This window comes from Paraburkholderia edwinii, assembly GCF_019428685.1.
GTDB classification, from domain to species: Bacteria; Pseudomonadota; Gammaproteobacteria; order Burkholderiales; family Burkholderiaceae; genus Paraburkholderia; species Paraburkholderia edwinii.
The window spans coordinates 2,215,268-2,229,484 of sequence record NZ_CP080096.1 but is presented as its reverse complement, the minus strand read 5'-3'; the positions used below and the strand labels follow the sequence as shown (position 1 = coordinate 2,229,484).

Genomic DNA, 14,217 nt, shown 5'->3' with positions numbered 1-14,217 from the left:
CGCTACCACCTGCCCGACGCACCGCCGCCGCCGAACCCGCCTCCACCGCCGCGGAAAATGTCGCGACTCGAACGGCCGCCCAATCCGCCTGAACCTCCGCCCAGGTATCGGCCGCCCGCGAATGCCCCAATGCCACTGCCTGCCAGCGTGAACGCCAACGCTATCGCACCTGCAATGATGGCAAGGACGACAGCGCCGGAGAACAGCCATGCAATCACGCCGACCACACCACCAGTCAACACGGCGCCGGGCAGGCGCCCGAACATCGCGCGTAGTACACCGCCCGCGACAACCGCTATCACAAGCAACGCCGGCAGCAGACCCGTGACGCCGTCGGTTTCGCCCGTACGGCGAGACGGCGGCGGGAGCGGCTCGCCGTTCACCACGCTCATCATGCTATCGAGCCCTGCCTTGACGCCCCCGTAGAAGTCGCCCTGCTTGAACCTGGGCACGATCGTGTCGTGGATGATCCGGTTGCTGGTCGCATCGTTAAGCGCGCCTTCAAGGCCATATCCGACTTCGATTCGCAGCGCGCGGTCATTTTTCGCCACGATCAGCATGGCGCCGTCATCCACCCGCTTCCGGCCAAGCTTCCATTGCTCGACCACACGCATTGAGTATTGCTCGATGGTTTCCGGTTGCGTCGTGGGCACCATCAACAGTGAAATCTGGGCGCCTTTGCGCGACTCGAAATCTTTCAGCGTCGCTTCAAGCGCTGATCGCTGTTCGGGCGAAAGAGTCCCCGTTTCGTCGACGACTCGCGCCGTCAGCGGCGGTATCGACGCGTCGGCGTACGCGTCAACGGCGACAAAAGCCAGGACCAGGCAGACAAGCGCAAAGACCGTGCGGAAGATCTTCAATTGCTGCCCCCACCGGAGGCCGCTGGCGCAGCGCCAAAATCGACACGCGGCGGTCGCGCGATTTCCGTTTCGTTAGCAACGGAAAAATTCGGCTTCTCCGAATAGCCGAAAATCTTTGCCGTCAAATTATTCGGAAACGACCGGACCGTGGAGTTGTACTGCTGAACAGCCTGGATATAACGGGTACGCGCGACCGTTATCCGGTTCTCGGTTCCTTCCAGCTGTGCCTGCAAATCCCTGAAATTCGCATCGGACTTCAGTTGCGGATAGTTCTCCGATACAACCAGTAGTCGAGACAGCGACGAGGTGAGCTGGCCTTGCGCCGCTTCGAATTGAGCAAATGCCTGCGGATCGGACGGCGTCTCGGGACTCACCCGAACGGACCCCACCTGCGCCCTCGCCTCGGTGACGCGTGTCAGAACCTCTTTTTCCTGGTTGGCGTAACCCTTGACCGTATTCACAAGGTTAGGCACAAGGTCGGCACGGCGCTGATATTGGTTAAGTACTTCAGACCAGCCCGCCTTGACCTGCTCGTCCTCGCTCTGGATGGTGTTGTAGCCGCATCCGGCGACGGCGAGCGTCGCCAGCAGCAGGATCAATCTTCCCATCACGCGCATCGGGGCTTCGACAGCGATGATCGACAAGCCGCGCATCGGTTTGCTCCTTCGCATGTGCTGCCTTGATGCAGTGGTCAATGGGCAGCGCAAGTTGCCCGTTACGGATGACAGCATCCGGTAATGGCATTGACCGCGCAATGTAATCAAGGTTCTACCGAAGACTGGCAAGCCGGGTTACGGACTATCGATCGTCCTTGTCCGGTCCAGACCAAACGGAAGGATCCAACAGAAAGCCAATCGCGTCGCGCCACCAGCTGTCGTCGACATAGTTGATCCAGTCATTGTGTCCGGCCTCTTTCAATACGATCAGCCGTTTTGGATCCGACACCGCGTGGTAGAGCGCTTCACCAAAGCGTGCCGGGACGATCCTGTCATGCTCCGCGATCACGACCAGCACAGGACGGTCAAACGAGCCCAGGTAAGTTGCGCTGAGGTATTGGTCACGCAGCAGCCACTTCACAGGCAACCATGGATAGTGATACGCAGCGACGTTCTCAAGGCGATCCCATGGCGTGACGAGCAGCAAACCCGTGATCATGTCGCGCTCGCGAGACGCGGCTGAAGCTGCCACGGCCGCCCCGAGCGATTCACCGATCACCAGCAGCGGCGAACCGTACTGGCGGTGCGCAAGCGCGATGGTTTGTTCGGCATCGGCGTTCAGGCGTTGTTCGCCGGGGTCGCCGTCGCGCGGCCCGTAACCCGGATACTCGGCGAGAATCACGCGCAGTCCTAGCCGTGTCAGTGCCGCGGCGTAGTACGAACGGTGGCCGGCATGTCCCGCATTGCCGTGAAAAACGACGGCCGTACCGCGCGCTGCGCCGGGCGGCTCGGCCACCAGCCCTCGAAACGTCTCAGGTGCCGGCCACGCCCGAAGTCCGTCGGAAACGACATCCGCGACGGCGGCTTGCTCCGGAAAATACAGCAAACGATCTTGCAGCATGGCAACCCCTGCAAACGGGGCAAGACATCCGACGATGGCGATCAGTACCAACCCAATGCGTTTCATTGCCGTCAATTCAACTCATCATGCCCCTGCCCGGCCGACACGCGATCAAGCCGGGCCGTGAATGCGACCTGCCCGTTTCATCATAACGACAGGCCGGCCAATATGCCGGCCGACATCGCGACGACCGTGAGATGCACCGTGAACCGTCGCGGTTCGGGCATGCATCGTGTTACTGCTATTCGACACCTGTGCGCGTTCGTCACCGCACTTCGCCCTCACGTCGGCCGGGTGCGATCCGCTTCCTTATCAGCTGGATTTTCCAGAGGAATGCCTAATGAAACCGACAGATCAAACCAGTGGGCGCGCCCCCAATATAGGCGAGCGCACACTGGAAAGAGGTATTTTCGCAAGCCGCTGGATTCTGGCGCCCATCTATGCAGGTCTCGCGCTCAGTCTGCTGATGCTGCTCGTCAAGTTCGGACAGGAGTTCTGGCACATGGCATCGGGCCTGATCGAAAGCAGTTCCGACGATGTGATCCTTGGCGTCCTTGCGCTTATCGATCTTTCGCTGATGGCGAACCTGTTGTTGATGATTATCTTCGGTGGTTACCAGAACTTCGTTTCGAAGCTCGAACTGGACGGGCATAAGGACACCCCCGACTGGATCGGGAACGTCGGATTTAGCGACATCAAGCTGAAACTGATGGCATCCATCGTGGCGATTTCGGCGATCGAGGTGTTGCAGGGATTTCTCACGATCGAAAAGGTCGGCACGCGAACCGTCCTGTGGGGAATGGCCGTGCATATCACGTTCGTATTTTCGGCGTTGCTGCTCGCAACCATGGATTGGGTGATCGCAAAGTCCCGTCGCAGCCGGACATGGTGACCCCGACCTCGACACAGCGGACGAGGCGCCGACAACCGCCTGTTCGGTGCAAGCCACGCCCCTACCGTCGATTACTTTTCACGCAATTCAGGCCTGCCGCGCAGCGCCGATTGAGTCGCGCATGTGTGAATCGGGCGCTAACCGGCTTGCACTCTCGCAGGCGACACCATGCTCAACATGCGTTCGCCGCACGCATGTGAAATGGCTGCGCGGACGCTATCGCGCATCCGCACTGCTGCGCCGATGCCCTCTCCGCACGCCTCGATCGGCTCGAGCAAGGACACGGTAATTGCGCCGCGCCGTGGCAGCCACCGGCCGTCCGGCAAGATTGCGCGCGCGCCGGAAATCGCAACCGGTATCGCCGGCCGGCGCGTGGCGCATGCGGTGACAAACGCACCAAGCCGGAACGGGCGCACGCCGACCGCGCGCGTGAAGGTTCCCTCCGCAAAAAAGAGCAGTGGTTCGCCGGTCGCGGCCCGTGCGATCAATTCCTTCTCCGCGGCGATGCCGCGCAAATGGTCGTGTCGCTCAACGAAGTACACACCGATCGACTTGAGGAACAGACGCGTGATCGGGTTAGCGGTCAATTCCCGCTTTGCAACGATCAATACCGGAGCAGGCAGCCCTGCAAGCAGCACGAGGCCGTCAAGGTAGCTCGCGTGATTGGCGACCAGAATGGCGTTCTGCGTCATCCGGCCGGACTCGATGCCGCGCACGCTCAGCCGCATGCCGGCGAGCCTGAGAAAAAGCCGGCACGCGCGCGACGCGATGCGCCAGTTGCGTGCGGTTTCGGTCCCGCGCGACGTCGTCGCCATCCACACGGGCACACCGATCGACGCAAATAGCAGCCAGCACGCGCCACCGTATGCGACTTCCAGCGTGCGCACCCCGGCGCGGCGGCACATCGGCACGAGGCTGTCAGCCAGCAACAGCGCCCATTGCCGCCAGTGCGGTTGGGGCCGCAACTTACCCGCGCTGCGCACGTACAGCGAAAGCGTATCGGCATGGCGGATCTTGCCGCTCGATGTCTTCAGGATACTGCGAGGCGGGACCAGCGCGATCCGCTCGGGCGGCGCCCCGAGCAAAGCAAGCGTGGCGTCGTTGATTGCGAGCCGGATTCGCGCGAGCGCCTCCGGGCTCGTTTCGCGCGTTTCGGCCATCACGATCAGCTGGTCGGTCCCGCTCGCCTCATCGGGCAACCCGCACACCGCGACACAACCTTGCCGCACACCGGCGAGGCGCGATACCGCCTCCTCCAGTTCGTACGGGAAAAAGTGGCGTCCCGCGCGAATCACGAGATCCTTGGCGCGTCCATTGATGTAGAGTTCGCCGTCTGCCAGATACCCGATATCGCCGGTGTCGATCCAGCCGCCGTGAATCGTGCGGCCGGTCTGCTCCGCATTGCGGAAATAACCCGAGGTCGCCGACGAACTGCGAAATTCGATGCGCCCGGCGACCCGTTCCGGCAGATCGCAGCCATCGGCATCGACGATGCGCAGCGTGTTGCCAGGCAACGCGGCGCCGCACGACACCAGTTCGAGCACGTCGTCGCCGGCCGTGGCAGGTACCGCGCGCCTCGTCGCGGCCAGCGTCGCGCGACTGACCCGATCGACGCGCATGCCGCGCCCAGGCGGCGAGAAGGTCAGGCCAAGCGTATTCTCCGCGAGCCCGTATACCGGGGTCAGCGCTCGCGCGTCAAATCCGTGGCTGGCGAACCGTTCGGCAAATGCACGCATCGTTCGCGGGTTGACCGGCTCGGCGCCGCAGACGGCAAGACGCAATGACGATAGATCGACGCCGTTCAGATCGTCAGGCGCAATGCGCGACGTACATCGCGCATACGCAAAATTCGGCGCGGCGGTGATGGTGGCGCGGTATTGGCTGATGGCCTGCAACCAGCGTTCGGGCCGCGCGAGGAATGTCAGCGGCGACATCAGCACAAGCGGCACGCCGAAGTACAGGGGCGCGAGCCATGCGCCAATCAGACCCATGTCATGGTAAAGCGGCAGCCAGCTCAAAATGACATCGTGCCGGCCGACCTCGATCGTGCGACCCATCGCGCGGATATTGGCAAGCAGATTCGCATGCGTCAGCAACACACCCTTTGGCGTGCCGGTACTGCCCGAGGTGTACTGCAGCAAGGCGACGTCGGCCGCGCGCGCCTCGTACGATTCGTCCATTCCGGGTCCCGTCAGCGCGCGCGGTGCGACGACATGCTGCAGCAAAGGCGCCCGCGCCCGGACGAGTGTCGCGGCCATCTCGACGCCTTCCGGCACGATCATCGTGCGTACCGACGCATTCACGAGGATCGTGACATGCCGGCGTAAGTGGTCGGCGAGCCGGGCCGCGTGCGTCGGAGGATAGACGGGCACCGCAATCGCCCCGGCAAGCAGAATTCCCGCGAAACAGGCGAAATAGTCGCGACCGGTCGGCAGCATCAATGCAACCGTATCGCCCGGCGCAACACCGAGTGCGCGAAGGCCGTACGCAACACGGCTCGCGGACCGGTACAGCGCTTCATAGCTCAGCGTCTCTTCATTCGACGAACCGTCGGCGAACACAATGTGCGGTTGCGATGGCCGCCGCGTCGCATGCCAGCGCAATGCGTCCACGAGTGTCGCGGCGTGCGTCGGCGGATCGAGCTGGTCAGCCGGTGGCGCGAAACCGGCAGGCGTTCGCGGCGTATTCATCGAGCCATCTTCTGTCGCGGCGAGCAGCCGCAATATGTCCGCGGGGGTCGCGGCGCTGCTGAATGACTCGACTGGGAGAGACTGATGAAACGCCTTTTCGATGCGGCTCATCAGCTCGCTTCGAGCGAGGCTGTCCAGTCCCAGATCGCTTTCGAACTGGCTCTCGCGCGTGACCTCGGGCGCGGGCGAGCACGGGTTGATCTCAATACAGAACGCAGCAATCAGCTCGAGCAGGCGGGAGGCCGTCACCGCTTCCTGAGCGTCGATATCGTCGGTCATAGCAATCGCGGACTCCTCGCTGAAGTCCGCTCCTCCAGATCGCCTACGTCCACCATGACGGAGCGTTCCTTGAATTCCTTCGCTCCGTCTCGCTGCGGAGTTAAGCGTTTCGCGCAGAAACCATGGTCTCGCGGAACCGTAGACATTACACTAACCCTTCAATTGCACCGCTACCGCCTTGAAGGTTCCAAGTGCCTGAAGTCATCTGGCCAGCTTCACCAGGCGACTTTCGAATGCTCTACCTGTGTTCTCGTTGGTTATCGGTTTCGCGGGATCGTTCACTTTCGTTGACGCATTCGCCGATCACGCCGGACGCCTCACGGAATCGCAGAAGTCCGCCGGACGCAATTCCAGCAGTCGAACTAAAGAAAAAAGGGTGTTCATGGGCGCAAGCTATCCTGGGTCTCTGGTCAAGCACGTGATCGTCGCAGTACTGCTCATCGGCCTTGTCGTGCTGGGCTATGTCGTGCTGCATCTGTTCCTGGTTCCCGTGGCTTGGGGCGCCATCCTCGCCTACCTGACCTGGCCCGCCTATCGCCGCTTGCGCTCGCTAATGCGTGGACGCGCGAGCGCCAGCGCGCTACTGCTTACGGTCATCGTCGCGGCGGTGCTGGTTCTGCCGCTAATCTCGCTGACCATGCTGCTGCGCGAAGAACTGGTCGCCGCCTATCAGGCCGTTGCCGGCTACCTCGCCAATGGCCCGCAAAAGCTGCCGGAATTCATTACGCGTATTCCGTGGCTCGGGCAGTTGCTGCAGGAGCGACTGGATCAGATATCCGCGGATCCGACGGTTTTTCGCGCGCAACTCGCGGAGTGGGCCCGCCAATGGACCGGCCAAGCCGGCCAGTTGCTCGGCAGCGTGGGGCGCAATGCGACAAAACTGGGGTTTGCGTTACTCACGCTGTTCTTTATGTACCGGGACGGCGAAAACGCGCTGAGCCAGCTGCGCGGCCTGTTACGGCGCTTTCTCGGTAGCCGGCTGGACGCTTATCTCGCGTCGATCGGCAGCACCATCAAGGCGGTCGTATACGGACTCGTACTGACGGCATTAGCACAGGGCACGCTAGCCGGCCTCGGTTACTGGGTCGCCGGAATGCGGGCGCCGGTGGCGCTCGCCGCATTTACGGCAGTGATCGCGTTGATACCGTTTGGAACGCCATTGGTCTGGGGATCGATTGGCATATGGCTGCTTGTCACAGGAAAAACACTAGCCGGAATCGGTCTCCTGCTCTGGGGCGCACTGGTCGTGAGCTCGGTGGATAACCTGATCCGTCCGCTCGTCATCAGCAGCGCGACGCGAATCCCGTTTCTTCTGGTGGTATTCGGCGTGCTGGGGGGACTGGCGGCCTTTGGCCTGATCGGGTTGTTTATCGGACCGGTCATTCTCGCGGTTCTGATCGCAGTGTGGCGTGGATGGCTCGATGAACAGGCCACCGCGAACACCGGAACACAACCGTAGTTCTGATCGGAACGCCCTATTCACGACACGAAGCTTATCCAGCCTGCGCCCAGCGCTGACGCCGCGCACGCAACCGTGACGGCGCCAGTCCTTACCCGTGCCCTGAGCCGCATGCGCCACTACAGCGAAGGAATCACGCTCGGCGTCTCCAGGTGAAATTCGACGCGCTTGATACCGGGCACGCGCGCAGCCGCAATCTGGATGGCGCGCTTTTCCTCTTCGGATTCGATCACGCCCCAAAGGTGCGCGACACCGTCCTTGACGAGCACGCCCTGCTTCGGCAACCCCCAGCGCTGCCCGTGCATCTGCTCGACGATCGCGTCGCGCAGGCTGGCATCGTCATACGACGCCGCGTCCACGGCCGGTGCGACGCTCGCGAGCGCGCGGATCAGGTTCGAGCGGGTCACGATTCCGACCAGCCTGCCGTCCTTTAACACCGGCACGCGTTTAAGATGCCGGCGCTCCATGAGGTCCGCGATCTGCTTAAGCGGCGTGTCGTCGGAAATTGAAATGACGTGCGTGCACATCACGTCGCCGACCACATGTCCGTGCTCCTTCACATACCTGGCAGCCTGTTCGCGTGGCGATGACAGCAGGAATTCGAGCCACCACGGACGTTCCTGATGGCGGGTATCGTTCTCCACACGATGCAGCAGGTCGGTGTGGCTGATGATGCCGACGACCTGCCCGTCCGCGTTGACGACCGGCATTCCGCCGATATGGTTGTCGACGAAAAGCTTTGCCGCGTCGTAGATCGTCATGTCCGGTGTGGCGGTGACGACGGACGGAGTCATGATGTCGAGTGCGCGCATGGTCACTCCTCGGGCGGGTCGCGACGGATCCCCTCCGTTGCACCTGTCGCGCGATTTCGGCAAACGCACACCGGGCGGCGAACCGCGCGGTGCCGGGGCTGCTGAATTGATTCAATTTTGAATCCGGCCTTCTGTCAAGGCAGAAAGCGACGTTTGCGTGACCGGTTTTCCCCGAGGAACGAGACATCCCGTCCGCGGCGTCGAAAGCATAAGATGAAGGTCACCGCAAAATAACGCGACGTGCGTTGCAACCCGGCGTGGGGTAGCTTGAGTTGCCTCGTACCCGACGTTGACGGAGCCACCTTTGCCTATGTCCGATCCTTCGCCGCACTCTGCTTCCCGTCCCGGGTGGAAAAGCCCGCGTGCAGGCAACGGGGCCGATGGCGGGTCCGATAACGGGTCCGATTCCAGCCTGCCGGAGGTATACCGTTCCGTGCACGTGCCGGACGGAGGCAAATGGCTCAGGCGTTTTCTCGCGTTCGCCGGGCCCGGCTACATGATCTCGGTCGGCTACATGGATCCGGGCAACTGGGCAACGGATATCGCGGGCGGCTCGCGCTTCGGCTATACGCTGCTCGCCGTGATCCTGCTTTCCAACCTGATGGCGATTCTGCTCCAGGCGTTGTCGGTCAGGCTTGGCATCGCCACCGGCTTCGACCTTGCGCAAGCCTGCCGGGCGCATTATTCGAAACCGGTGAACTTTGCGCTATGGGTCGCGTGCGAACTGGCCATCATTGCCTGCGATCTGGCGGAAGTGATCGGCACGGCCATCGCGCTGCAATTGCTGTTCGGCATTCCGTTGATTGCAGGCGCGCTGATTACCGCGTTCGATGCATTTTTGCTGCTGATCCTGATGAACAAGGGTTTTCGCTTCCTCGAAGCATTTGTCATCAGTCTGCTGATCGTGATCGCCGTGTGCTTCACGGTACAGATCGTGGCGGCCGCTCCACCGCTGGCCGCCGTGTTGCGGGGCTTCGTACCGTCGCCGGAAATCGTCACCAACCGCGAGGCCCTCTATGTCGCGATCGGCATCATCGGGGCAACGGTGATGCCGCACAATCTCTATCTGCATTCGTCGATCGTGCAGACACGCGCGTATCCGCACAGCGATGCGGGGCGCCGCGACGCGATACGCTGGGCCACCATTGACAGCACCCTCGCGCTGATGCTCGCGCTGTTCATCAATGCGGCGATCCTGATCGTCGCGGCGTCGACCTTCCATGACGCCGGCTACACGAACGTGACGGAGATCGGCGAAGCGTTCCGGCTGCTGTCGCCGCTGCTCGGCGTCGGCATCGCCTCGACGCTGTTCGCGCTGGCGCTGCTCGCGTCCGGATTGAATTCGACGGTGACGGCGACGCTCGCGGGGCAGATCGTCATGGAGGGCTTCCTGAGGCTGCGCATTCCGGCCTGGGCGAGACGCCTTATCACGCGCGGCATCGCCATCGTACCGGTGGTGGTGGTCACCGCGATCTACGGCGACAAGGGCACCACGAATCTGTTACTGCTAAGCCAGGTCATCCTGTCGATGCAACTGCCGTTCGCCGTGATCCCGCTCGTGCGATTCGTGTCGGACAAACGGAAAATGGGCGCGTTTGTCATTCCTTGGTGGGTGAAGGTGCTCGCGTGGGTCGTGGCTAGCGTGATCGTGAGCCTCAATGTGAAGCTGCTGGTGGACACGGTAACCGGCTGATACGAGCAACAAGGACGACGGTCAGAAAAGCGTCTGCTGTCCGCTAGTCAACGTCTCGAAGTCATCCCCCAACAACGGCAATATCGCATCGGCCACAGGCTGAAGCTGATTGCTCAGATAGTGCCCATAGTCGAGCCCCGATCTCCACGTTTCAAGCGGCTCCGGCCCGGCGCTCGTCATCACATAACTGATCCACCCGCCGCTCTGATACTGCACGGGCCGGCCCTGCTTCACGTTGAATTCATCCGCCATCCGTGCAGCCCGGACATGCGGCGGTACATTACGCTCATACGCGGCAAGCGGCCGGCGCAACCGCTTGCGGTACACCAGCAGTTCATCAAACTCCCCGCTCAGCGTCCGACGCACATAATCCCGCACGTAGTCCTGATACGGCTCCTGTCTGAACACGCGCAGATAAAGCTCCTGCTGAAACCGCTGTGCGAGCGGCGTCCAGTCGGTACGCACCGTCTCCAGCCCCTTGTAGACCACTTCCTCACTGCCATCCTCACGCAGCGTAAGACCCGCGTAGCGCTTCTTGCTGCCCTCTTCCGTGCCGCGAATAGTCGGCATAAAAAAGCGCCGATAGTGCCGCTCGAACTGCAACTCCAGCGCGCTTTCCAGCCCGAAGCGTTTTCGCAGATCGGTCTGCCACCACCGATTGATATGCCCTACGAGCGCCCTCCCAATCTGCGCCGCCTCCTCTTCGGTACGCGCCTGATTGAGCCAGACAAACGTCGAATCGGTATCCCCGTAAATCACCTCGTAGCCCTGCGCCTCGATCAGTTCACGCGTCTTGCGCATGATTTCATGACCGCGCATCGTGATCGACGACGCTAGCCGCGGATCGAAGAACCGGCATCCCGTCGAACCCAGCACGCCATAAAACGAGTTCATGATGATCTTCAACGCCTGGGACAACGGCTTGTTCTGATCACGCTTGGCCGCCTCGCGCGCCTCCGATATCTGCGCGACAACAGACGGCAGCCCATGCCGCGTACGCGAAAACCGCGCCCCCAGAAAACCGGGCACCGAGTCCGCATCATCCGGATGACGCATGCCTTCAACGAGGCCAACCGGATCAATCAGAAAGCTGCGGATAATCGACGGATACAGGCTCTTGTAGTCGAGCACCAGCACCGAGTCATACAGTCCTGGCCGCGAGTTCATCACAAAGCCGCCCGGGCTCGGCGCGCCCGCGACATCGCCGAGATTCGGCGCGACATACCCAAGCCGATGCATGAGCGGCATATAACGATGCGTGAACGCCGCCACCGACCCTCCGCTTCGGTCGGCCGGCAGCCCCGTCACCGTCGCACGTTCAAGCAGAAACGCGAGCAACTCCGTTTTCGCGAAGATGCGCGTCACCAGCTCGCAGTCTTTGAGGTTGTAGTGCGCGAGCGCCGGCTTGTCCTCGTCGAAGCGGCGCTGGATTTCGTCCATGCGCTGGTAGGCGTTGTCGATCGCCTTGCCCTCACCCAGCACGGCCTGCGAAACGAACTCGAGGCTGAACGATGGGAAGCTCCAGGTCGCCGAGCGCAGCGCCTCGATACCGTCGATGATCAACCGGCCCGCGGCGCCGGCGAAGAAATGCCCCTGCGTGATCCCGTGTTCGCGCCACTCCATCGCACTGCCGTCACGGCCCAGACGCAGCGGCACGCCATATTGCTCCGCGTGCTGATGAAGAATGCGCAGATCGAACTGCACCAGATTCCAGCCAATGATCGCATCGGGATCATGCCGGGCCATCCAGTCATTGAGCCGCTCGAGCAGCAGCGGACGGCTCTCGCAATACTCGAAGTCGAAGTCGACTGAACTGTCGTCGCCGTTTGCCGGGCCGAGCATGTAAACCTGGCGCTGCCCACAGCCTTCAAGTGCAATCGAGTACAGCTCGCCTTTAGCGCTGGTCTCGATGTCGAGCGACACCATCCGCAACTGCGGCCGATAGCCCGATGCGGGCCTCATGTCGGCCTCCACCAGCGCACCACTCGCACCACTCGCGTCACTGCCGTTGGGCTGCCCGCCGAACCATACCGGCGCCGTGATGAAGCGTTCCATCATGTAGCGGTCGGGCGGAAACACGTCCGCCTCGTAAACGTCGGCGCCGCCTTGCTTCAGGCGCTTCTCGATCCGCGTCAGTTGCCGGTACTGCCGGCTGTACAGCCCCAGCACCGGCCGATGCTGAAAATCGCACAGCTCAAGCGGACGCAGCTCGATTCCGGCAGACGCCGAAGCCGATTCGCGACGCAGAATCTGCTCGACCCGATCGCGCTGCGCGGCCGGCACAAACGCAACGGATTCCTGCGGGCGCAGACGGATCTGACGCGGCCCGTCGTCGGTCGCCAGCCAGAACACCACCTCCGTCCCAGCCGGCGTGTCCCGCCAGTGACGGGTCAAAATGAAGCCCTGCTTCTGCTCTGTCAAACACCCACTCCAATGCGGCCGTATGTTCCGTGAATTTTACCGTCCGCACCGGCGACATGGCGCTTGCCGATGCCCCGAAACGGCGCGCCTTTGGGCCCGATCCCGCCGATCCCCGGCGCACTGGTAAACCACTATCGCGCGCCGCCTGGTATGCCAGTAACAATCCGTTCTGTCAGATGGGGTGGTGTCGCGCATGCCCTCCGTTTCGCTTCGAGGGCACCTTTGAAAAGGCCGCTTTGGCCGATTCGCCAATCCGGCGAGCCCGATCCCGTTCCGCTGTAGCCTGTCCGCAAGATTCCCTGCATTACGCACACCGCGTCGGCCATTTGCGACGAACCGTGTGCGCCGGCAGTCGGTAAGTTCAATCCAACAAAACGGAGACAACATGCTTTCAGGAATCCAGGTGGTTCGAGCGGCGGCGACCGCGGCCTTGGCGCTGGGCGCAAGCGCGGCTTTCGCGCAGGCATCGATCGTGTCCGGTCCGTCCAGCGATCCCACGTGCATGGTTCCGTGGAAGAGCGACACGAAGTTCGTCAAGTATCCTAAGAAGAACGGGCCTTACCGCGTCGCGCTCGTCAACGGCTATATCGCGAACACCTGGCGCATCCAGATGATCAAGACGGCCAAGGCCTATACGGCGCAACCGGCCGTCGCCGCGAAGCTCAAGGAATTCAAGGTCGTCTCGACCGGCGAGGACGTGCCGGCGCAGATCTCGGCCGTCAACAATTTCATCGACGCCGGCTACGATGCGATCGTCGTCGACGCACAGAATCCCTCCTCCTTCGGCCCCGCGATACGCCGCGCCAAGAAAGCCGGCGTCGTGCTGGTCGCGTTCGACAATACGCTCGACAGCGAGGACGCGATCAACGTCGACGTCGACCAGTACGGGCTCGGCGTGCTGTGGGCCAAGTGGCTCGCGACCCATGTGCCGAACGGCGGCAAGGTGCTCGAGGTCCGCGGCGTGGCGGGCACGTCGGTCGATACCGACCGGCACAACGGCTTCCAGAAGACGCTCGACGAGACCGGCAAGAAGTGGAATATCGTCCAGGTCTACGGCAAATGGGACGACGGCGTCGCGCAGAAGGCCGCCGCCGACGCGATTGCCGTGCAGGGCCATTTCGACGGGATTTCGGCGCAAGGCGGCGACACCGGTGTCGTGCGCGCGATGCTCGACGCCAAGCATCCTTTCGTGCCGTTCGGCGGCGAAACGGAGAACGGCTTTCGCAAATTCTGCGCGCAGTACGGCAGCCAGGGCCTGAAGTGCACGTCGGCCGGCAGCGGTCCCGCCCAGGTGGCCGTGGCGATCAAGACGGCGCTGGCGGCGCTCGACGGCCAGACGATTCCCGTGGCCATCAAGCTGCCACTCGACATCACCGACGATTCGCAGCTGAAGGCGGGCGTCAACTATTTCCCCAAAGAGTCCGACAACTTCTTCGTCGGCAATTCGTTTCCGACTTGCGGCATCAATTTCTCCGCGCAGGAGATCATGAAGCAGAGCCAGGGCAACCAGTAATCGCGCCATCGCCGGCACAGTAACGGGAGACGAAGCATGCG

At 62.4% G+C, this 14,217-nt stretch carries 10 protein-coding genes; 4 read left to right on the top strand and 6 right to left on the bottom strand.

The features are described 5' to 3' along the window. Window positions 1–2: 2 nt before the first annotated feature. The 3 genes from KZJ38_RS31635 to KZJ38_RS31625 all read right to left on the bottom strand — a co-directional run bounded on the left by KZJ38_RS31635 (window position 3) and on the right by KZJ38_RS31625 (window position 2,483). Window positions 3–860, bottom strand: a complete 858-nt coding sequence (locus KZJ38_RS31635; protein WP_219800991.1) for a TPM domain-containing protein — start codon at window positions 858–860, stop codon at window positions 3–5. Beyond that, the gene (locus KZJ38_RS31630; RefSeq protein WP_246642088.1) at window positions 857–1,477 is read right to left on the bottom strand and encodes a LemA family protein; all 621 of its coding nucleotides are present in this window, start codon (window positions 1,475–1,477) and stop codon (window positions 857–859) included. The genes KZJ38_RS31635 and KZJ38_RS31630 overlap by 4 nt, the downstream gene beginning before the upstream one ends. A gap of 181 nt (window positions 1,478–1,658) precedes the next feature. After that, window positions 1,659–2,483: an alpha/beta hydrolase gene (locus KZJ38_RS31625; protein ID WP_246641857.1), complete on the bottom strand. Its 825-nt coding sequence runs from the start codon at window positions 2,481–2,483 to the stop codon at window positions 1,659–1,661. 166 nt (window positions 2,484–2,649) lie between these two features. Between KZJ38_RS31625 and KZJ38_RS31620 the strand changes: the two genes are divergently transcribed. Continuing rightward, on the top strand, window positions 2,650–3,309 hold the full coding sequence (locus KZJ38_RS31620) for a TIGR00645 family protein (RefSeq protein ID WP_246641856.1): 660 nt from the start codon (window positions 2,650–2,652) through the stop codon (window positions 3,307–3,309). A 137-nt stretch (window positions 3,310–3,446) separates the two neighbouring features. Here KZJ38_RS31620 and KZJ38_RS31615 read toward each other — a convergent pair whose 3' ends face one another. Next, the gene (locus KZJ38_RS31615; RefSeq protein ID WP_219800989.1) at window positions 3,447–6,278 is read right to left on the bottom strand and encodes an AMP-binding protein; all 2,832 of its coding nucleotides are present in this window, start codon (window positions 6,276–6,278) and stop codon (window positions 3,447–3,449) included. Window positions 6,279–6,660: 382 nt separating this feature from the next. Between KZJ38_RS31615 and KZJ38_RS31610 the strand changes: the two genes are divergently transcribed. Continuing rightward, window positions 6,661–7,737, top strand: a complete 1,077-nt coding sequence (locus KZJ38_RS31610) for an AI-2E family transporter (protein WP_219800988.1) — start codon at window positions 6,661–6,663, stop codon at window positions 7,735–7,737. A gap of 119 nt (window positions 7,738–7,856) precedes the next feature. Here the strand turns inward: KZJ38_RS31610 and KZJ38_RS31605 are convergent, their stop codons facing one another. Next, window positions 7,857–8,549 carry a CBS domain-containing protein gene (locus tag KZJ38_RS31605; protein WP_219800987.1) on the bottom strand — a complete coding sequence of 231 codons (693 nt, stop codon included), beginning with the start codon at window positions 8,547–8,549 and terminating at the stop codon, window positions 7,857–7,859. A gap of 310 nt (window positions 8,550–8,859) precedes the next feature. On the opposite strand from KZJ38_RS31605, the gene KZJ38_RS31600 reads away from it, so the two are divergent. Next, on the top strand, window positions 8,860–10,242 hold the full coding sequence (locus KZJ38_RS31600) for an Nramp family divalent metal transporter (RefSeq protein ID WP_219800986.1): 1,383 nt from the start codon (window positions 8,860–8,862) through the stop codon (window positions 10,240–10,242). A gap of 21 nt (window positions 10,243–10,263) precedes the next feature. Here KZJ38_RS31600 and KZJ38_RS31595 read toward each other — a convergent pair whose 3' ends face one another. After that, a complete protein-coding gene (locus KZJ38_RS31595) occupies window positions 10,264–12,663 on the bottom strand; it encodes a DNA polymerase II (RefSeq protein ID WP_219800985.1) in 2,400 nt (799 codons plus the stop codon). 385 nt (window positions 12,664–13,048) lie between these two features. Here KZJ38_RS31595 and KZJ38_RS31590 point away from each other — a divergent pair, with 385 nt between their 5' ends. Further along, a complete protein-coding gene (locus tag KZJ38_RS31590) occupies window positions 13,049–14,176 on the top strand; it encodes a sugar ABC transporter substrate-binding protein (protein WP_219800984.1) in 1,128 nt (375 codons plus the stop codon). Window positions 14,177–14,217: the final 41 nt, after the last annotated feature.